The sequence below is a fragment of the Methanomassiliicoccales archaeon genome, from assembly GCA_038740345.1.
Taxonomy (GTDB): domain Archaea; phylum Thermoplasmatota; class Thermoplasmata; order Methanomassiliicoccales; family UBA472; genus JAJRAN01.
Genome location: JAVYMA010000020.1, coordinates 1 through 19,480, shown reverse-complemented (window position 1 = coordinate 19,480; position 19,480 = coordinate 1). Strand labels below are relative to the sequence as shown.

Below are 19,480 nucleotides of genomic sequence, written 5' to 3'. Positions count from 1 at the left end.
TTAATGATGCGCAGAAGAAGAGAGAAGATTGAGCTAACTGGAGATGAAGAACAAATCGTATCCTTCCGCCTGGGAAAAGAGACATTCGCTGTCAAGGTTGCGCAGGTGAGGGAAATAGGAAAAGTCCAGGACATCACCCACATTCCTAAGATGCCAGAATATGTGGAAGGGGTCATGAATCTCCGAGGTCAGATAACCACTGTCATCGATTTGAAGAAACGCTTTGGAATAATATCCGAGGATGGCCCCAAACGGACCTCTCAATCCCGGATAATCGTGGCAGAGATAGGAGAACACCAATTAGGAATCATTGTGGATTCGGTAGAGGACGTTATGAGAGTTCCACGAAATTCTATCTCTCCTGTGCCGAAGACACTCTCTGCCGATCTGCAATCCTCCTTCCTTCATGGAATTTGTAAGCTCCAAAATAAACTGATAATGCTGCTGGACCTGGAGAAGATTATCAGCGAAGAAGGCGAAATGAATATGGTAATCAGCACAGGAAAAGGTGAAAAAGTGGAGGCTTAGTGAATGAGTGGTGCGAAAAGAGTTCTGATCGTGGACGATTCGGTTGTCATGCGGTCGATGATAAAAGATATCCTGTCCAAGAACGGTTTTGAAGTGGTAGGACAAGCTAAGAATGGCGCAGAGGCCTTTGAGCTCTATACCAAGCTGAAACCAGACCTTGTTACCATGGATGTTATCATGCCTGGAGAAACTGGGATTGAGGTCGTAAAGAGAATAATGGCTGTTGACCCCAATGCCAGAGTCCTGATGGTCTCTGGGCTAAATCAAAAAAATCTAGTGATGCAAGCCATGGAAAACGGAGCTAGGGAATTTGTAGTCAAACCTTTTGAGCATAAGGACCTAGTTGAGGCGGCATGTAAGGCGTGCGCTTAAAGAGAAGAGGAGTTGTGTGGCTTGACCGGACCATTGCGGGTTCTGGTGGTGGACGATTCGGCGGTGATGCGTAAGATAATAGCTGAAATTCTCGAAAAGGATCCTTCCATAAGGGTCATAGCCACGGCCAAGAACGGTATGGAGGCAATTCGGATGGTTAAGGAGGTGCATCCTGATGTTGTAACCATGGACATCGAGATGCCTGTGATGGATGGTCTCACAGCCTTGCAACACATAATGGTAGAAAGCCCAGTTCCTGTCGTCATGCTCTCTGCTGTTGGAAAAAGGCAGAGCGAACTCACACTGAAATCTCTTGAAAGAGGCGCAGTGGACTTCATTCCAAAGACCGGCGCCTCTCTATCGTTAGATCTTGAGATGGAAAGAGATCTGATTATTCAAAAGGTCAAGGCTGCAGCAAAGGCTGAAGTAAGGCCTTTACCACCCTCAGATGAGAAACCTATTCTAAGTTGTGAGGTAAAATCAACCGCTGGCGACTGGGTCATTATGATCGGAGCATCTACAGGGGGCCCTAAGGCACTTCCAGAAGTTCTCTCCCGCCTTCCTTCTGATCTCCCAGCTGGCGTCCTGATAGTTCAACATATGCCCGAGGGATTTACACGTTCATTCGCAGAGCGCCTTAACTGGATCTCGTCCATCGAAGTTAGGGAGGCTCAAGAAGGAGACAGAATAGAGAAAGGAGTGGCTTTGTTAGCACCTGGAAATAAACATATGGTGCTCAAGGAAAATCGAATCCATCTCGATGAGGGTCCGAAGGTGCATTATGTTAGGCCTGCTGTGGATCCGATGATGATCAGTGTCGCACCAGTTTATGGGCCTCGATGCGTAGGCGTGATTCTTACCGGAATGGGCTTCGATGGTCTTGAAGGCATGAAAGAAATAAAACGGCAGGGAGGCAAGACAATAGTTCAGGATGAGAGTTCATGTGTGGTTTATGGGATGCCTAAAGCCATTGTTGACGCAGGTATAGCAGATAGAGTGGCGGCTATAGACCAGATTGCTAGGCATATCGTCATGGCGATGACGGAAGTAGGAGTATGATCCTATGGATAAGACGCAGTACATGGACGCGTTCATCGAGGAAGCGAGAGATAATCTGCAAATAGTAAATTCTGCCCTTTTACAATTAGAGGAACACGGTTATTCAGCTGAAGCCCTTAAAGAAGCGTACCGCATTCTGCATACTATAAAAGGTACTGCGGCTGTAATGGGAATCGAGCCAATCTCAGAGCTTAGTCATGTGATGGAGGATTTTCTCGATGTCCTTAAAGAAAGGGCACAGTCCCCTTCTAAGGAGCAGGTTTCCCTTCTCTTCTGCGGCCTTGATACCATTGAGCGTATGTTAAATGAGTTAGCCTACAGCGGCTCCACGAATTCGAGCATCGAGGAAATTAAAGAAAGAATCAGATGTATGCTTGAAGAGACGAAAAAACAAAAGCGTATTGATTCGCAGAATCCTGTTTCCCGGGCAGGGGGAGGACGATTTAGCCTAGCTGGAGACCAACGACAGCAGTTGTTGGAGGCTGTAAAAGAAGGCAAGAAATTGGTAAAACTTACTGCCTATTATTCACCGGGCTGTAAGTTGAAAGAGGGTAGGGCGTTTCAATTAATAAGAAACCTTTCGAAGGTGGGGATTGTAATATCTTCCCTTCCCACCATTAACGAGGTCAAGGAAGAGGATGCTGAATTCAGCATACTTCTCGCTACGAACCATGATGATGATGAGCTTCTTCGCGTTGCTAAGAATGTTACGGCCATTGCTGATGCAAATATCACCACCTACGAGATTGAAGTAGAAAAGGAAATCCAAATGGAAAAGGAATCAGAGGAGAAAAAGGGGAGCAGTACGGATACGAAGGGGGATGGCCATAGCTCAGGGGCATCGATACGTGTTAAGGCCAAACTTTTGGATCAACTTCTGAATCTTGTTGGCGAGATAATGATAAACAATATTCGTATAAATCAGATCGCGAGCAACTTAAAAAACCGAGAATTAAAACAGACGTTGCAATCCAATGCCAGGCTAATGACTGATCTTCAGGATATTGTGCTGAAGACTAGAATGGTGCCAGTGGATTTCATATTTAAGAGGTTTCCCAGAATGGTCAGGGATATGGCAGTTGAATCAGGTAAGAACATTGATTTCATAATGCGAGGTAACGATATCGAGATAGACCGTTCTCTGCTGGAAGAAATAGGTGATGCATTAGTTCATCTATTACGCAATGGTGTAGATCACGGACTCGAATCAAAGGAACAGAGGATTGCCGCGGGAAAGAATCCTACGGGAACTTTGATATTGAGTGCCTTTCAGGAACAAGGTAATGTAGTAATAACTGTCGAGGATGACGGGAGAGGAATCGACCCCGACAAGGTGGCGCGGAAAGCAGTGGAAAAAGGTATGATAAGTCAGGAAGAAGCGGACCGCATGGATGAGCGAGCAAAAGTAAACCTTATCTTCCTCCCAGGATTTTCCACCGCGGAAAAAGTTACAGATATTTCTGGACGTGGCGTGGGGATGGATGTCGTAAAGACAAAAATCCAAAGTCTGGGAGGATTTGTCAAGGTGGATACTGTAATCGGAAAAGGGACTAAATTCACCCTAAAATTACCTCCCAGCATGAGTATCATTAGGGCTATGCTCATTGAAGTCAACAAAGAAAAATATGCTATACCATTAGAAAATGTAAGAGAAACCGTACGTGTAGACACGACAAAAGTGCATGAAGTGGGCTCGAGGGCCATGTTTCGTCTAAGGGAAGAGGTTCTACCAGTTATCAACATACATTCTGTTTTCGGTGGTTCAATCACAGAACAGGGCAAGGATGTGCCAGCCATAATCGTGGAGAAAAATGATAACAGGGCTTGCCTTCTTGTCTCCAGGTTAATCGGTCAACAGGAAATTGTGGTGAAGAGCGTGGGAAAAGATCTACGCTCCACCGGTTATTTCTCCGGTGCCACCATTCTTGGGGATGGGAAAGTGGCTATGATATTGGATGTAGGGGCATTTGTATGAGCGGAAAAACATGTGTCACGGAAATCGACGAACTGCAAATAGACGCATTGAAAGAACTAGGTAATGTTGGCGCATCATGGGCTTCCACCGCCCTGTCCAAATTCGCCATGAAAGATATGTTGATAGATGTAACACAATGCCATACGGAACCCCTGAATAAAATGCCGCATTGGTTCGATCGTCCAGGGGAAACCGTAGCCATAATTACCATTGATATCAATGGAAGTGATAAAGACCATATCCTGATGCTCTTTCCCAAGAACATTATCACCTGGTTGTCAGACCTTCTTTTTGGTAGAGCTCACGATCCCGCTCGCAATTTGGCCGAGGATGATAAAGACGCCTTAGTTGAAATGGGAGATATTTGCATTCGTGAATACCTCAATCCCATCTCGCGCTTTCTTGGCACTGATATGATGCCCACACCACCTACGGTATATATCGATATCGTGGGCCCACAACAAAGCTTTCCTGAATGGGTGCTTAAGACTCATGCGGACCACCAGGTTTGGATTGAGACCAACTTTGTCGACGCAACAAAAACCTTCCAAGGAAGCATTATATTCATACCTGAAAAAGAGACCCAAGAACTTACCTTTAAGAAGTTCGGGGTGGACACAGAAACACAAATGGCCATTTTCGCCAAGTTCGGAGTTAGTACAATTTGCTGAGGTGATATTGTGACGATAGTGGAAAATGATAAGCCCTCACCTATATCAGAATTCGATGCCATGCAGGTCGATGCTCTACGTGAAATAGGAAACATCGGCGCGGCGCATGCCTCCACGGCTCTGACTAATCTTGTAAAAAGGACGATAATGGTCGATGTCCCTGAATGTTTTATTTGTAAGGCAGAGCAGCTTCCTTCCACGTTCGGAAATCAAGAAGAGGTAGTAGTCGCTTGCTTTTTAGACGCCATAGCCAATGAGAAAGGAGCCATATTGATCCTTTTTCCTCAAGAAATGGCCAAATCACTTTCTGAATTATTAATAGGCCGGCAGCCCACCTTAAATCGTGATTTGGATGAGGATGATATGGCAGCTGTGGCAGAGATAGGGAATATATGCGCTTCAGCGTATCTTAGTGCCATATCTCAGTTCCTAGATCAGACTATGATTCCATCTCCTCCAGCTGTTGCTATCGACATGCTTGCTGCCATCTTACAATATCCAGCGGCCCTAGTGGCAGAGCAAATGGATCACGTCGTGGTAATAAAGACTAGATTCATATATGAAGGCAATTCATATGGCGGTTCAATTCTATATCTTCCGGACCGCGAATCTCGCAGACTGCTATTGAACAAATTCGGGTTGACTCAGTGAGCACATGGCCTCTATTCCCTTTTCAAGTAGCATAGCGAGTGATGATATAAGTTCATTAGCCACTTCTCTTGAAAGACGGAAAATTGGTTCTGTCAGGTCCAAAACAGGCGATAACGTAGTTGGCGTTGGCGAGTTTGCGCTGTGCGATGAGGATGGGGGTTATCTTGTATGCTTGGGCTTAGGATCATGCGTAGGCATTGCTATATGGGATCCAAACAATAAAATTGGAGGATTGGCGCATGCTATGCTTCCTTGCTATGAATTCGGACGCGATAAGAGCAATGCTGCCAAATATGCGGACACTGCGGTTTTTCTCATGGTGGATGAATTGATCGAGAAAGGGGCTAAAAAATCATCTTTACGCGCTAAGATGGCGGGTGGTGCGCAGATGTTCCAGTTCGCCACTAACGACATGCTAAATATAGGTCTTAAGAATGCGGAATCAGCAAGGTTAGCACTCATGAAAGAAGGCGTTCCGTTGATCAGTGAAGACTGCGGTGGAAATAAAGGTCGCACTGTTTTCTTTTATCCTTCTACCGGCACATATCGAATAAGCAAAGGCCAAGAGACATACGAGATTTAGATCTCCAAATACACAATTATCATAGATGATTATCGTGCGGTAGGTCTTATTACGCCCTCTTCCCTGGTAAATGTTGACGCATGCGACTGAAGAAAGACCATTATCTAATCATCTATGCTGTTCTAACTGCAATTATAGTTGTTTTAGCTATAGCTCTTATTCCTATAATATCCAATTTGATTGAGCCAGAGAAAGAGATAATCACTCCTCAAGGTGAGTTTGGTGCAGTGAGCTTTAGAAGTGTATATGAAATTCATGTTTGGTTCGGTCAGTGCAATCCTTCGGTCAATTTCACTGATTGCCTTTTATTAATAATATCACCTGACAATCAAAGATGCATTTTAGAACTGAGTGATAGCAAACTCATTTATCCTCTCACTGGCTTATTCACTAAGCTAACGGAAATTCGTATTAGTGATTCAACTTCAATGGGGAAGATTGACGCGGAAGATTTTCTTGTACTCTATCACAATTATCCTCTTGAGAAAGGTATTTGGAATTTAAATCTAATTTTTAAGAAGACAGGTAGAACTATAGCTTCGCGACCGTTGGTTTCTCCCGATATGGATAGCCATCCCACAGGAGATTTTATTTCAGCTTATAAAATCGACAATAGGAGGTACAGATTAGAAGTCGGGATCATCTCCCCACCCACAGACTACTCTTATTGCCGCCTTTACTTAGATCCTCCTGGGATCTCTGAAGATCGGCTTCCAAAATATCTTGATCTTGGAGAAGGAACAGAGCAGATTGTGCGCTATAGTGATGAGATTGAGATCTCAATTACTGCGCAGAATAGATACGGAATACCCCAATCAGGAGACACTATAGACATAATCTCCACAGGAACTACTCTTCCTTTTGGTCAATGGACAGTAGCACTTGTTTCCAAATTCGATGGTGGTCGAATTGCCGTGAAGATATTTTCAATAGAGTGAAGAAAGAAAAGTGTTTCTCGGTGAGAATCCATCACGACCTACACCGAGAGAGCGTAAATGCAGCATTAAGACAATGAGGAAGAATAGTATTTCAACATTTCGATTATCGATTAAAATATCATCGATACTGATTGTTTTTTAAAAATTAGCAAAAAATTTTAATCAATTTTCTAATTTTTAGCACTGCTATTTTTAAAAGAAATTAATTAATATCCTTTTTTTTATAAATTCTCCCTTTACTATTAATTGGAATAAAAAATTTAGACGCTTCGCCTAATAATGTCTCAGTGTTTCCCATTACAAAATATCCACCCTCACGCAAGAAATTATAGAATTTCATATACAATGTTTCTTGCATTTTTCTTGTGAAATAGATTACTACGTTTCTACATAATATCATATCAAAGCATCCTTTAGGAGATTGAGATATAAGATCCATTTTCTTAAAATCGACCATATCCTTAATACTATCCGTTATTCTATAAAAATCTCCATCAAATATAAAATATTTATTAATATAATTATCTGGTACACTCACTAATTGCTTAGGATGGTATTTGCCTTCTAAAGCTTTCTCCAAAATTGATTCGTCGATATCAGTAGCTAGGATTCGAATGTCGAAAGATTCTGCTTGGTCACTCAGTAGCTCACTTATCATCATAGCGACAGAATAGGGCTCCTCTCCACTAGAGCACCCTGCACTCCAGATATGGATGGAGCCCTCATCTTTCATTACCTTTTCATAGATTAGAATAGGAATTATTTCATCTTCTAAGGCTTTAAATACAGGGGGGTCCCTGAAGAATTGCGTTACATTTATAGTAAGATCATTTAAAAGTGCGTCGTATTCCTCTGGATTTCTTTCTAATATTGATAGGTAATCCTTATAGCAGGATGCTCCCCTAGCCCTCATGCGAATTGCGAATCTTCGAGAAAGATAGGAATCTTTGTATTGACTACAGTCCAGACCACACTCTTTAAGGATTTTCCTTTTTAGCTCTAAAAAATCTTTATCTCGATCAAGGTAATTGATACTCATACCCCAATTTGAGAATTTATGCAATAAAGTTATTTTTTCGGTCTAAATAGCTTTAGTTGATAGCCAGTATCCTGGGTTGTTATCAGCCTTGATTACCACCGCTATTTCATTTATCTATGCAGATTGGTTTATATTGAAACGGATGAGCCTGCGAAAGCAGGTTGGAAAGAAAATAGAATGAAAACATTTCCTTCAATACCTTGCGAGTGATGCGTCATGATAATACTTGCAGCAACAGATGGACAACCCCATTCAGAAAAGGCCGTAGAGTACGCCTTCGCCTTTTCCAGGGCGTTTAAGGCTGCATTGTATGTTATTTATGTTGTTTCGCCTAAATCTAATGAGGATAAGGATAAGAATATTAAAAATGGCATGAGGGTATTGGGAAGAACAAAAATCCGTGGTGCAGAGTTGGGTGTTGAGGTCAATGCCCTATTAGAAGCTGGAGATCCTTCAGATACTATTGTAGGAGCTGCGGAAAGAATCGAGGCAGATTTGTTGGTCATCGGATCTTCAGGTAGGAGCGGGGGACTTTTAGGTGGAAAGAGTACTTCGGAGCAAATATTCAAGAACGCTCATTGCACGGTTACCGTCGTGAGGTAGAAGGCATGAAGGTAATGGTGGCAACGGATGGAAAAGCACATTCGGATAAGGCTATCCAAACTGGATTGTCCTATTCTAAAGCCTTTGGTGCTAAATTATATGTATTATATGTAATAGAGCCAAGAAAAGAGAATTACAAAACTCGAGAGTTGAAAAATGGCATTAAGGCATTAGAAAAGGCTAAGAACCGCGGAGCAGAGGAGGGTGTTGAGGTGGTAACTATGATGGAAGCGGGAGAGCCTTCAAAAAAAATTCTCGATTTAAGTAATGAGATTGAAGCCGATGTTTTGGTTGTGGGAACTTCATATCAGAAAGGATTTCACCTTCTTTCCAGAACACTTCCAGAAATTGTAATCCGGGAGTCTACATGCACAGTCATCGTGGCAAAATAGATTTTTTAAAGAGATCTAATAAAATAATGTTTTAATTGATAATAATTTTTTATTAGTACATTTATAGAAAAATCTTTTTTCAACATTTTGCTCGCTTGTAATTGTAATATATTATTAACTCCCCTCTATTTTTACTATCTAAATAGATAACACATACCCATGAATTCTTTTTTATTCTCATTCCTGGCTATTATCAACTTTGATTCATGATAACCGTGCCTTGGGCCTTTATTAGGTTGTGCATTAGTTCGAGTTATAAGAGCCCAATTGGAAGCAATGAAGGGCCGTGAACACTACAACAAGCAAGACACAATTGGGTAAAACAAGTCCGATGCGGCCCGACGTTGAACATTAGTGTTCGATCGGCAAGCAGCAAGGAGAGAGCGTAAATGCACAAGAAAATGTGGATGAAGAAGGACAAGAGAGGTGAGATCGGCATCGGGACGATGATCGTCTTCATCGCCATGGTGCTGGTTGCCGCCGTAGCCGCGTCCGTCTTGATCAGCACTGCAAACCAGGTAAGGGAGCAGGCTCAGTCCACTGGTGACCAGGCTATTAACAACGTCGCTTCAGGATTCGTGGTTCAGGACGTTGTGGCACAAGTTAACCAGAGCACACGCGCCAGCGTTGATAACATAACTATATACGTTAGGCTAGCCGCTGGCTCCCCAGCCATAAACCTGGACAATGTGGTCATCACACTCGTGAGCGGTGACCTTAACATGTTCCTGGCATACGGTGATACAGCCGGAGATACGACCTATAGTGCTAGCAGGGAAGTCAACATAGCCGACTTCCAATGGAGCACTGGATCCCATGTGGTAGGCCAGGGTGATATGATAAAGATCACCATAACCTCCACGGACAAGGCGCTGGGAATAGGCTTCAACCAGGACGGAGAGATCAAGATTATGCCGGCCTATGGTCAGGTAACGCTGATCACCTTCAAGACTGGCGAGGCTTTCCCGAACGAGTTCTTCAGCCTGAAATAAGCAGACTGAAGATCTAAAAAAAATAAGGGGGAGTGATAACGGTGAAACGCCGTGCAGCTCCCCTCCCTTCCTCTTTTGTTTTTCTTGCGGCATTCCCGTTCAGAAAACACAAGAAGGCGGGAGGGGAGGACCTATCAGCGAAACTCGATGTAGAAGAGCTAGGATTGGGAGAAGACGAGGATACTCTATCAATCGGAGAATTGGGGACCATCGGTGGAAAGCTAGGCAGAGGAGATGAGATCCTTTCAGGGCTAACCACGAAGAATGAAAAGATCGATCAGTTGGAAGGTACCGTCAACGAGCTCAAGAATCAAGTGGAGACCATTGGAAATACTTCGACTTCCATTAAAGGGCAAGTAGAGTCGATGAGAAAGGAAATTGAAAGTATTAACGACTCCATCAAAAATCTGCTAGGAGTTTATGAGGCAGTGAGCCGTCAGTACAATCCTTTCGTGGATCAAGCTGCACCCAAAGTCCCTTCGTTCAAGGAGGAGACTGTTCCGCAAACAGTAACAAAGTTGGATAAAGAGATGGGTATCCCTATAGTGGATGAGGAAGGCGAGATACAAATGGCGAGAGATCTGAATGCGCCTTTAGACAAGGTGCTGAAATTCGATGATAACTCATCCATAGCGGCTAATCTCGATATAAATGTAGAGGAAATTGACAAAGAAGTGGGTGAAAAAGCGAAAATTAAACAGTCTGAAAAAGCCAGTATGATTTCCGAAGCAACTCCACTGCAGCAGGATGCTCCTTTAATCTCAAAGTCAAATAAGAAGATCAGAATAGACAGCTATGCACTAAGGCAGATCTATAAGTTAGTGGATTATCAACTTGAGAAGGTCTATATAGCAAAGAGCAGGGGGGAGGAAGTCCCCTTAGAAGAATTGGAAATGCTAGAACATTGGATGCAAGAATTAATGATGGTGGGAGTGAAGTAATGGGATTGAGCGTGTCTGCCGCTTCTGCGGTGCTCTTTACTGCTTTCGTCATCATCTTTGGCGTGGTATTCCAGGCCGTGGACCATGCACAGCAGTTATATTCTCAATCCATGGATAAAAGTCAACAGCTAATGATCGAGAAGAGACAGACTAATTTTATTGTTGAGAGCGTCGACGAAGCCAATGACACCATCACCCTGTTGAACTCTGGTAGCATAGTATTGAGTCCATCCGCTTTGAATGTGTTAGTGAATGGGGTGTTGTTAGATAGAGAAATAATCAAAATGGAGGTTCATGGATACGAGGGATCTAAAGTATGGGCACCGCATGAGAGGCTGACCATCAGATTTTCGTGTGAAATAGACAATGCCCGTATAAAAGTCATCGCTGGAAACGGGATTTCAGCCTATTATGGCTGAACGGAAGGTTGGAAAGGGGGTCACCTATGGCAGCCGATAGCTCGGTTTCGCATATAATGTTCTTTGTTGCGGCCGTGCTTGTCGCGGGATCTTTGGCAGGGGCATTTATTGGAATCGCTAATAGCATGAGCAAGACCATAGAAAACCGTGGCGAAGCTTTGGGACACCAACTCCAATCAGATATCACGATAATAAATGATCCCGTAATCGTTCCATATTCTGATTGCATTTTAACACTATACATAAAAAATACTGGAACGGCGACGCTGACCAGGAATGACCTCACCATCCTGATAGACGGACTATTTTGCAACTATACCGTGGAAAGTAGCGCTACTGCACCTACGGGATGGTTGCCGCAGAAAGTAATCGAAGTAAAAATTCATGTTGTCCTATCGTCCGGAGACCATGTGGCGAAGGTGGTGACGGCAAATGGCGCCTGTGACCAGTTTTGGTTCAGGATTTGAACTTATCAAATTTACATGCAATCATGCTGGAGGGGCAGTACTATGAGTGCGAGCTCCGCTTCTACCTTAGATGCAAATAAAGATGATTTATACAGAATTCAGCTAAAAGGTGATGAGTTGCATGCTAAATTGGGCGGTGGTCTACCCAAGGGTTGTATTTGCCTGATTGAAGGTGAGGAAGGTAGCGGCCGTAGCGTTTTATGCCAAAGGCTTCTCTATGGAGTTTTAAATGACAATAGGTCAGCCAGCTTCATTTCCACAGAGATGACGATAAGGGATTTCATAGATCAGATGTGGTCAATTAACTACAGGATTGACAAATATCTAATATCTCGAAAGCTCGAGTTCTTCCCTGTCTATCCCCTTATTGGAAATCCTACTCCTAGCCGAGATAAATTCCTTGATAAGATGATTACTTCCCCTGTCCTGTACCGCAACGACTTGCTCTTCGTGGACTCGTTGTCAACATTAGTTAAATCTAATTTCGATGAGCGTGGAGTGCTCCGGCTTCTGGGTTTTTTAAAAAAGCTTACAAAAGAGAATAAGAGTATCGTTCTTACCGCTGAGAAAGGACATACGGCCCTTGAGGCATTGAGATTAGCGAGTGACATCTATCTTTCCTTGGAGTTAAAGCAATCAGCAGGTACCTTGGCCAGAGTTATTAATGTAAAGCGTTTTGCCCGGGCTCGAGGGGAAGTGGGGGATCTAGTGCGCTATCGTATTGAGGCAGGCGTAGGAATGATAATCGAGATCACGGAGGTCTCTGGTTAGTATGGCTGAAGACGAAGCCATGTTGCAGCAGATGAAAAAGGTCCCGTTACTCAAGGAATATGTTGAGGGTATACGCAAAGAAGGCTGCAAACTACCAAGATATTTCGAAAACCTAAGCGTTAAAGATTTGGCAGAAATAAGAAAGGAAGCCATATTGAATCCCAACGCCTCAAATATCATATATCGAGTAGGGAAAGGTTTCGTTCATATCTGGCCACAGAGAAATCAATATATAAGCATTGAGAAGCAGCTCACACAAGAACAGAAGGACAAGATGAGATTAATTCGAGATATAATACTCGAGAAGGCATCCGATGAGGAGAGTTCAGAAACGAAGGAAGATCTGGAAAGAATACTTAACAAGCTATATGATGCATCGGTTGAGGTAGTCGATGGTTCCAGCGGAGCACGCAGGTTTTATTTAGGAACAGGCGGCAGGATACCTCTGAAAAAGGATGAGTATGAGCTGATAAAGCATTTCATTCGCAGAGAGGTGGTTGGTTTCGGTGTCATCGAACCCTTAATTCTAGATCAATACATCGAAGACATACATTTGGTAGGTACAGCGCGTATACGCGTCTCCCATAAAGCCTTCCAATATTCCCTAGAAACCAATATCCGCTTTGATGATGAGGTATCCTTGAATGATTTCTTCATTGCAATGAGCGAACGCATGGGAAGACCAGTGTCTGCTTCCAGACCTATTGTTGATGGAACTCTCCCAGATGGATCCCGTATCAACATGATATATTCAAATGAAATTTCTGCTAGGGGTTCTAGCTTTACCATACGGAAATTCGCCGCGGAGCCCATTTCGCCTATCCAGCTCATTAAGTTTGGGACTTTCTCCGCTGAATTCGCTGCCTATATTTGGCTTTGTCTTGAGAATAAGATGAATATAATGATTTCTGGCGAAACGGCATCAGGCAAGACTACTACTCTAAACGCTATCCTCTCTTTCATCGACCATCGTGGAAAAATCTACTCTGTTGAGGATACCCCTGAAGTAAAGCCTCCACAACAATCTTGGCAGAGATGTGTAACCAGAGAGTCAGGGCCCGAAGAATCTAGAGTGACCATGTTCGACCTTCTTCGGGCCGCTCTGCGTTCTAGACCTGACTACATAGCTATAGGTGAAATCAGAGGAGAGGAGGCTAGAGTGGCCTTCCAATGTATGCAAACGGGTATCCCAGTAATTGCATCGTTCCATGCCTCATCAGCTACTAAATTCATACAAAGGATGACTGGACAGCCAGTCAATATTCCTATATCTTTCATAGATAATGTAAATGTCATCATATTCCAATCAGCAGTGAATGTAAACCGTCGTTTTCTGAGGCGTGTTACCCATGTAGAAGAGTTTGTTGGCTATAGCCGCGAAGCAGGAGGCGTGATGACAAGAACGGTTTTCAAATGGGATTCAGCTCGAGACAAACTTTTCTTCCGTGGTATGAACAACTCTCACATTCTAGAGAATCGTATAGCGTTGGAGCATGGATATGCTGATAAAAAAGAGATTTACAAGGAACTGAAGTTCAGGGAGAAAATAATTCAGAAGATGGTCGATTTGAATATTACTGGCTATCATGAGGTTAACAAGATTTTGAAAGATTATTACGAAAAAGGGCCCGAATCACTGCCCTTTACCGTTTAGGTGATTCTATGGCCGTAGCTTTCAAACTTGGGCTCAGACAAAAACTGGCATACAAGCTTAATGCTGGCCTCCGAGATAGCAAAATGGAGCCAAAGCGATATTTTACCTTAGTTCTTATAGCTATAGTCACGTGTGGATTAATAATCCCAGGCATAATCAATTACGTTCTTAGCGATTATCTTACAGGAATCGCCTCGTACACAATTTATGCCATTCCTATTTTTATGATTTTTGTGGTGGCCATCTTTCCAATTATGGCATCTTCAAAGAAAAAAGTCGTAGTAGAAAGAATTATGCCGCTTTTCGTAACCGAGATGGCAGCCCTCTCGACCTCTGAGATGCCCATCGATAAGATATTCTATGTGCTTTCCACTCGTTCTGAGCACGGTCCCTTAGCAGAGGATAGCAAAAAAATTTTCCGCTTAATCCACCACTATCATGTTTCTGCTGCAGATGCCTGTCGCTTCGTCGCCGCCCGCACACCAAGCATATTAGAGCAAGATTTCCTCAATCGACTGGCTCACGCTCTAGAAGTGGGAGAGCGCCTCGACCGATTTATGAAGAACGAGCACGATGTGATAATGGATGAATATGTGTTGAAATGCGAAAGCGTTCTTAAAGACCTTGATTTCGTTAAAGAGCTTTTCACTGGCATTATTACCTCATTGATTTTCATATGCGTTTTCATCTCCATTGTTCCTTTGCTAGGTGCACAAAGTACGGATGCCTTTCTTTTTGGCATTGTGATGACCTTTGCCGCCATGGAGGGGATGTTTGTTTATTATATCTATTCCAAGGTTCCAAAGGACGAAATTTGGTATCCGTGGAGGAGTAAGTGGAGGGGCAAACTAGTGAAGGATCATGACAGGGTGTTATTCATTTCTGTCTTGGTAGCTATTGCAGGTACCATTTCTCTATCAATCTTACTCATACCTCTTGGATTGCCTAATATGCTATTGGCATCAAGTGTCTTCCTTCCTTTCCTGATTCCCGGGATATTGATATGGAGGGAGGAAAGGAGAATAGAAAAAAGAGACAACATTTATGGAGCTTTCATCCGCTCTTTGGGTAGGAGCTGCTCTGTGAGCGGTCAGACGATGCCTGATGCGGTAAAGAAATTAGCACTACATAAATTTGGACCGTTGACCCCCATGGTCAATAATTTATCTAAGAGGCTCAGTTTGCATATCAATGCAGTCGACGCATGGAAGCATTTCTCTGCCGAGGCAAGCAGCAACCTGATTAAGCGTTTCGGCCAAATGTATACAGAATGCGCATTAAACGGAGCGAAGCCTGAGGAGACAAGCCTTTTCATAAGCAATAACATGTTCAAAATCTTAGCAATAAGGAAAAAAAAGCATGTGGTCTCATCATCTTTCCTTGGAGTCCTTTACGGTGTAATGGTCGCACTAGCATTCACTTTGTATGTTACAATAGGGATAGCTGAATACATGTCAGATATCATCTCTAAACTAGTGCTAGCTAACCAAGGCTTCATGACATCGGGTTTCCTCAATACCATTTTCAACTCGGATTTCAGCATTGAACCTCTAATGAACATGGCGTTCGCGGTGATTTTACTTCATGCTCTCTTTTCATCTCTTATGCTACCTCTTTTAAGAGGTGGACATCTAGCAGGTGCCGCTATCCATTTTATTGTGATGCTTTGGTTAGCTTCTGCTGCGCAGCTGGCTGTAGATTTAATGTTGAGCGGATTGCTAGGTATATGATTTTAAACTACATCATCATAGCTTGAGCAAAATCTGGCATTCTCTTTCTCAATAATTACAAACCGGGACTCCAGGACTTAAGAAGCGGATCTTCATTCTTTATTAACGAAAGGTGCAGATATTTGCGAGCTTTAATCGCTGATGGAGATGAAGATTTCCTCTCCATGGCTGAAGCCATACTCTGGCAGGTTCATAGTATTGAGACGCTTCTGGCGAACTGCGCTGAAGATTTATTCGTGAACCTGCGAGAGTATAATCCAGATGCAATAATAATCAATCCTGAGCTTCCAGATATGAAAGGGGCTGAAGCGTTAAAAATTATCAGAGCTATCGGGAAAAGTGTTCCGTTCATCATATTGATACCTCGAGATCGCGATGATTTGGAAAAAGAAGCTATAGAGTTGGGAGCAGTATTCTACTTAAAAAAATGCAGTGACCCCGCACTCTTGATCAACGAGTTAGGAAATATGATTGAAATAGCTGTGAAAATGGGAAATGTGTGTCACGATTCCCTACCTAAAAGAGAAGCTTTTGAGGAAATTATCCTTAAATGTGATGATATGATTTTAGTCGTTGATAAACGGGCCACGGTTTTATTCCTAAATCCTGCTGGTACCGAAATTATTTGTGTGGATGGCGAACAAATAATAAATCGCAGTATAATGAAAATCTTTCATCGTAAAGAAGTCCTAAGGATTTGCCAAGCGATTTCACACTGCTTATCTAAACCAGGACAAGCTCTGGTCTTAAATTTATTAGGTCGTCGTGGCGAGAAAGAATATGTTCAATTAAAGGGGAAAGCTTTCTCACCCGATGGGAAACATGTAATTTTTTGTTTGACTCAAGTTCCAATTAGAAATACATCTATGATCGTGGGAGATGATATTATGTTTTTAGAAGAAATGAGCCCTGAATCAAGAAAGCAACGTCAAAAGGAATTAGCAAGAGAATTGACTTTTCGGCTTATATCCAGAATATTAGTTGATAGGATGAGTGAAAACGAGAGGTCTTTTAAACAAAACCGGTTTCGCTTTTTAGAAGGACTACCTTTTGAAATTAAAAGTAATAAGTCACCAATTTTAGACACCTATGAAATTCAAAAAGATGATGTGGTAATGAAGCGATTCATAGACGGTCTAGCCAACAGAATAGATTTGATGGAAATAGTCGATAACGCCAAATTAGTTGAGGAAGCAAATCGGAACTTTTACGGTCCAGATTAAGAGGCGTTAGAAAAATCCTTTGCATTATGCAATATTACATGAGCCAAAGGGATTACTGTAGGCCCTGGAGTTGGGGATTTCATAACTTCTGTTATGAGTTTTCCTTCTTTTCCTCTCACCGCACGCAAACGCAAATTACATGCCTCGCGTATATTGGTCATGGCAGGATGACTTTCATCTCCAGAGATTAATACCACTTTTCCAATATTGGTCAATTTTCTTAGGAATGGCCAGATTTTTAATGCTTTCAACCTGTCTTCATCAATTTCTAAGAAATCTGTTATTCGATTGAGAACTAAGGATTCTTTTTCAAACAATTGCGGAGAACCGCAGAGCTTATCGAACAAAGTACTTTTTTCCGCGGGTTCTCCATGAATCAAGGGATATACAGGTACAATTAAAAGTCGCATGTCACTGAGAACCCGCGAAAAATTAACAAAATTAGGAAACATCGAATCGATGATCTGTTTGAAGTCGCGTTTTGTGGAGATATAGGTTAGGGTATGTTTTTGACTTAGAATTGAGAGAGAAATGTGATCGACGAGATTGTTAATAATATCTGTATCTGAACCTTCGACCAGAATCAGGCTTCCATGTGGTATTATGCAAGTAACTGTGTTTAAGCAAGTTTCCTCGTCGATATTATCGACTTTAATTTCATTCTTTTGAAGTTCTTCTGACTTGATTTGAATATCTATTTTTTCATTGAAAAATTCTCTTATTTCTTTAGAAAACGATGGTTGAAGGTTCGAACTTTCATCAAGATTTTTCAGACCTGCATTTCTAGTTTGAAAATGAGATTCTGCACTCTTGATTTTTATTCTTAGAGTGGGAAGAAACCTGCTATTAGAAAATAAAGAAATGACTCCAGCCAAAGTCTTAGTTGTAGAGTGATTGAGGTTATTAAAATGAATCTCGTTTTTAATGCTATTTTCAATAACATCGTGGCTTTTCGCATTTTTTTCCGATTTCGCAAAATCCAAGTCGAGAAATTGTAATATTTCTTTGATTTTCTTATGGTCGTGATTATTTATTTCTACACTCTTGTCATTGCTGCTATTATTTAGGTTCTCAAAAACAAGATCTTTGCAGGAGACTTTGCTCGTTAACTCGTTATCAGATTCCTTAGAACTAAGATGCTTCACTTCAAGGGATGAAGAATCTTTATGAACTTCTAACCGATGAATAATTCTCTTTTTAGAATTACATTTTGAACTTTTAACAAACACATTTGATACTAGATCTCAAATCTTTAAATGAATGGCCCTTCGACTATCATTATAGAAAATGAAAACTTTTGAGTATAGAATCTTAAGGCTTGGAGGCTTCCTCCATATATCGAGGCGATTTGCATTTCCAACACGCCTTCCATTTGTTAATGTTCATCGCACCGCATTCTTTACAACGCCATGTACCTGCCTGTTCAAAGGGAGCGCAAAGAGCGCACTCTACATCCTTTTGACTCTTTTCTTTTTCTACCATATCAATCATTTTTTTAAAAGCATTTAATTAATTAAATAACACATGCCTTCATAATCATTTGCTTATAGCGTTAGCGTTTATATTCGATTTCAAATTACATGATCAGAAACATACCTTCATGAGATTATTGATATTGATAAAATAATTTTATCACATTAGAGTTCAAGATGCCAAATCTGATTATGATTTCTTTATTATGAAAAAATAATAAAACTTAATGACCAAATTCACATAATATTAAAAATGCTTTATTCATATTTCTCAACTAATCGATGGGATAGCGTGATAACAAACGATTAATAATGATGCCTGATATATGGCCAGAATTAATAATTTTTTGAATTGTGAATAAAGTTGATTGGAATTTGCATGCTTTATCGCAGCTACGGATGTATTATAAAAAATAACAAACTCTTTTAATGTTTAAAAATATAAATTTATTAATAAAAAATAATTTTTAATTTCACAAAAAGAACTTCATCAACATCTAATCCTCGATCACATTATTTGAAAGTATGATAATTATGCTTCATCAAATTTTTTAGAGAGTCGAGATGAAGAAATGATTAGTTATTATGTCATTCCTAATTGTCTTATGAAAAGGCCGATTGATTTGTCAGATACTTTGATGTGGCATGATAACCATTGACTTAAAAATCTGAGTATTTTAATTGATAACCCAAATTTTCCCTGCTCATATTGTGCTTTAAACTTGGATATTTGAGCTATGAACTCACTATGCTCCTGTAGATGCTTCTCTAGCCCTGGATAGGGTCCTATTTTCATGTATTTTTCTTCGGTACGAAAATGGTATAACGTATAATCAGCTAGCTCATCGATGATTTCCCTGAGGACCTTCTGTCCTCTGCCCATTATCATTGCGTTATGCAATTCGTTTAGGATTTCGAGAAGGCGCTTATGCTAGTCATCTATTTCTCCTATATAACAGGTTAACTCTTCTGACCATTCTAACAGCGGCATGATTTAAGT

21 protein-coding genes and 1 pseudogene are annotated in these 19,480 nt (G+C 41.6%); 18 read left to right on the top strand and 4 right to left on the bottom strand.

What is annotated here, in order from left to right; all coding sequences use genetic code 11:
- Positions 1-3 precede the first annotated feature (3 nt).
- The 8 genes from QW520_07175 to QW520_07140 all read left to right on the top strand — a co-directional run bounded on the left by QW520_07175 (position 4) and on the right by QW520_07140 (position 6,777).
- Positions 4-528: a chemotaxis protein CheW gene (locus QW520_07175; protein ID MEM0449583.1), complete on the top strand. Its 525-nt coding sequence runs from the start codon at positions 4-6 to the stop codon at positions 526-528.
- 3 nt (positions 529-531) lie between these two features.
- Positions 532-900: a response regulator gene (locus QW520_07170; GenBank protein ID MEM0449582.1), complete on the top strand. Its 369-nt coding sequence runs from the start codon at positions 532-534 to the stop codon at positions 898-900.
- Between the two features lie 21 nt (positions 901-921).
- Positions 922-1,959, top strand: a complete 1,038-nt coding sequence (locus tag QW520_07165) for a chemotaxis response regulator protein-glutamate methylesterase (GenBank protein MEM0449581.1) — start codon at positions 922-924, stop codon at positions 1,957-1,959.
- Between the two features lie 4 nt (positions 1,960-1,963).
- On the top strand, positions 1,964-3,934 hold the full coding sequence (locus QW520_07160; protein ID MEM0449580.1) for a chemotaxis protein CheA: 1,971 nt from the start codon (positions 1,964-1,966) through the stop codon (positions 3,932-3,934).
- A complete protein-coding gene (locus QW520_07155) occupies positions 3,931-4,605 on the top strand; it encodes a chemotaxis protein CheC (GenBank protein MEM0449579.1) in 675 nt (224 codons plus the stop codon). The genes QW520_07160 and QW520_07155 overlap by 4 nt, the downstream gene beginning before the upstream one ends.
- 9 nt (positions 4,606-4,614) lie before the next feature.
- Positions 4,615-5,256 carry a chemotaxis protein CheC gene (locus QW520_07150; protein MEM0449578.1) on the top strand — a complete coding sequence of 214 codons (642 nt, stop codon included), beginning with the start codon at positions 4,615-4,617 and terminating at the stop codon, positions 5,254-5,256.
- A gap of 4 nt (positions 5,257-5,260) precedes the next feature.
- Positions 5,261-5,839 carry a chemotaxis protein CheD gene (locus QW520_07145; protein ID MEM0449577.1) on the top strand — a complete coding sequence of 193 codons (579 nt, stop codon included), beginning with the start codon at positions 5,261-5,263 and terminating at the stop codon, positions 5,837-5,839.
- An 80-nt stretch (positions 5,840-5,919) separates the two neighbouring features.
- On the top strand, positions 5,920-6,777 hold the full coding sequence (locus QW520_07140) for a hypothetical protein (protein ID MEM0449576.1): 858 nt from the start codon (positions 5,920-5,922) through the stop codon (positions 6,775-6,777).
- Between the two features lie 202 nt (positions 6,778-6,979).
- On the opposite strand, the gene QW520_07135 is transcribed toward QW520_07140, so the two are convergent.
- Positions 6,980-7,816 (bottom strand): protein-glutamate O-methyltransferase CheR, encoded by an 837-nt coding sequence (locus QW520_07135; GenBank protein MEM0449575.1) that lies wholly within the window; start codon positions 7,814-7,816, stop codon positions 6,980-6,982.
- A 216-nt stretch (positions 7,817-8,032) separates the two neighbouring features.
- Here QW520_07135 and QW520_07130 point away from each other — a divergent pair, with 216 nt between their 5' ends.
- The 10 genes from QW520_07130 to QW520_07085 all read left to right on the top strand — a co-directional run bounded on the left by QW520_07130 (position 8,033) and on the right by QW520_07085 (position 17,008).
- Positions 8,033-8,419 (top strand): universal stress protein, encoded by a 387-nt coding sequence (locus QW520_07130; protein ID MEM0449574.1) that lies wholly within the window; start codon positions 8,033-8,035, stop codon positions 8,417-8,419.
- Positions 8,420-8,424: 5 nt separating this feature from the next.
- Complete coding sequence (locus tag QW520_07125) at positions 8,425-8,811, top strand: universal stress protein (GenBank protein ID MEM0449573.1); 387 nt, start codon at positions 8,425-8,427, stop codon at positions 8,809-8,811.
- Positions 8,812-9,200: 389 nt separating this feature from the next.
- Positions 9,201-9,803 carry an archaellin/type IV pilin N-terminal domain-containing protein gene (locus tag QW520_07120; protein MEM0449572.1) on the top strand — a complete coding sequence of 201 codons (603 nt, stop codon included), beginning with the start codon at positions 9,201-9,203 and terminating at the stop codon, positions 9,801-9,803.
- A 41-nt stretch (positions 9,804-9,844) separates the two neighbouring features.
- Positions 9,845-10,744 (top strand): flagella accessory protein C, encoded by a 900-nt coding sequence (locus QW520_07115; protein ID MEM0449571.1) that lies wholly within the window; start codon positions 9,845-9,847, stop codon positions 10,742-10,744.
- Positions 10,744-11,163 (top strand): hypothetical protein, encoded by a 420-nt coding sequence (locus QW520_07110; GenBank protein MEM0449570.1) that lies wholly within the window; start codon positions 10,744-10,746, stop codon positions 11,161-11,163. The genes QW520_07115 and QW520_07110 overlap by 1 nt, the downstream gene beginning before the upstream one ends.
- Before the next feature lie 26 nt (positions 11,164-11,189).
- Entirely contained in the window at positions 11,190-11,630 is a 441-nt protein-coding gene (locus tag QW520_07105; protein ID MEM0449569.1) for a hypothetical protein, read from the top strand.
- 42 nt (positions 11,631-11,672) lie between these two features.
- Positions 11,673-12,401 carry an ATPase domain-containing protein gene (locus QW520_07100; GenBank protein MEM0449568.1) on the top strand — a complete coding sequence of 243 codons (729 nt, stop codon included), beginning with the start codon at positions 11,673-11,675 and terminating at the stop codon, positions 12,399-12,401.
- 1 nt (position 12,402) lies between these two features.
- Entirely contained in the window at positions 12,403-14,055 is a 1,653-nt protein-coding gene (locus QW520_07095; GenBank protein MEM0449567.1) for a type II/IV secretion system ATPase subunit, read from the top strand.
- An 8-nt stretch (positions 14,056-14,063) separates the two neighbouring features.
- Positions 14,064-15,785, top strand: coding sequence for a type II secretion system F family protein (locus QW520_07090; protein ID MEM0449566.1), 1,722 nt, complete (start codon positions 14,064-14,066; stop codon positions 15,783-15,785).
- A 122-nt stretch (positions 15,786-15,907) separates the two neighbouring features.
- Complete coding sequence (locus tag QW520_07085; GenBank protein ID MEM0449565.1) at positions 15,908-17,008, top strand: response regulator; 1,101 nt, start codon at positions 15,908-15,910, stop codon at positions 17,006-17,008.
- Here QW520_07085 and QW520_07080 read toward each other — a convergent pair.
- From QW520_07080 to QW520_07070, 3 genes and pseudogenes are all read right to left on the bottom strand, one after another.
- Positions 17,005-18,237 (bottom strand): hypothetical protein, encoded by a 1,233-nt coding sequence (locus tag QW520_07080; protein ID MEM0449564.1) that lies wholly within the window; start codon positions 18,235-18,237, stop codon positions 17,005-17,007. The two genes, QW520_07085 and QW520_07080, sit on opposite strands and share 4 nt — an antisense overlap.
- 82 nt (positions 18,238-18,319) lie before the next feature.
- Positions 18,320-18,490, bottom strand: a complete 171-nt coding sequence (locus QW520_07075) for a hypothetical protein (GenBank protein MEM0449563.1) — start codon at positions 18,488-18,490, stop codon at positions 18,320-18,322.
- Positions 18,491-19,063: 573 nt separating this feature from the next.
- Positions 19,064-19,399: pseudogene (locus tag QW520_07070) on the bottom strand (bacteriohemerythrin).
- Positions 19,400-19,480 lie beyond the last annotated feature (81 nt).

Bases quoted from the DNA above. Each gene is read 5' to 3' on its own strand.
- QW520_07125 (MEM0449573.1), top strand. From the start codon at position 8,425: ATGAAGGTAATGGTGGCAACGGATGGAAAAGCACATTCGGATAAGGCT.
- QW520_07170 (MEM0449582.1), top strand. From the start codon at position 532: ATGAGTGGTGCGAAAAGAGTTCTGATCGTGGACGATTCGGTTGTCATG.
- QW520_07095 (MEM0449567.1), top strand. From the start codon at position 12,403: ATGGCTGAAGACGAAGCCATGTTGCAGCAGATGAAAAAGGTCCCGTTA.
- QW520_07160 (MEM0449580.1), top strand. From the start codon at position 1,964: ATGGATAAGACGCAGTACATGGACGCGTTCATCGAGGAAGCGAGAGAT.
- QW520_07090 (MEM0449566.1), top strand. From the start codon at position 14,064: ATGGCCGTAGCTTTCAAACTTGGGCTCAGACAAAAACTGGCATACAAG.
- QW520_07130 (MEM0449574.1), top strand. From the start codon at position 8,033: ATGATAATACTTGCAGCAACAGATGGACAACCCCATTCAGAAAAGGCC.
- QW520_07105 (MEM0449569.1), top strand. From the start codon at position 11,190: ATGGCAGCCGATAGCTCGGTTTCGCATATAATGTTCTTTGTTGCGGCC.
- QW520_07075 (MEM0449563.1), bottom strand. From the start codon at position 18,490: ATGGTAGAAAAAGAAAAGAGTCAAAAGGATGTAGAGTGCGCTCTTTGC.
- QW520_07110 (MEM0449570.1), top strand. From the start codon at position 10,744: ATGGGATTGAGCGTGTCTGCCGCTTCTGCGGTGCTCTTTACTGCTTTC.
- QW520_07120 (MEM0449572.1), top strand. From the start codon at position 9,201: ATGCACAAGAAAATGTGGATGAAGAAGGACAAGAGAGGTGAGATCGGC.
- QW520_07100 (MEM0449568.1), top strand. From the start codon at position 11,673: ATGAGTGCGAGCTCCGCTTCTACCTTAGATGCAAATAAAGATGATTTA.
- QW520_07175 (MEM0449583.1), top strand. From the start codon at position 4: ATGATGCGCAGAAGAAGAGAGAAGATTGAGCTAACTGGAGATGAAGAA.
- QW520_07140 (MEM0449576.1), top strand. From the start codon at position 5,920: ATGCGACTGAAGAAAGACCATTATCTAATCATCTATGCTGTTCTAACT.
- QW520_07145 (MEM0449577.1), top strand. From the start codon at position 5,261: ATGGCCTCTATTCCCTTTTCAAGTAGCATAGCGAGTGATGATATAAGT.
- QW520_07135 (MEM0449575.1), bottom strand. From the start codon at position 7,816: ATGAGTATCAATTACCTTGATCGAGATAAAGATTTTTTAGAGCTAAAA.
- QW520_07155 (MEM0449579.1), top strand. From the start codon at position 3,931: ATGAGCGGAAAAACATGTGTCACGGAAATCGACGAACTGCAAATAGAC.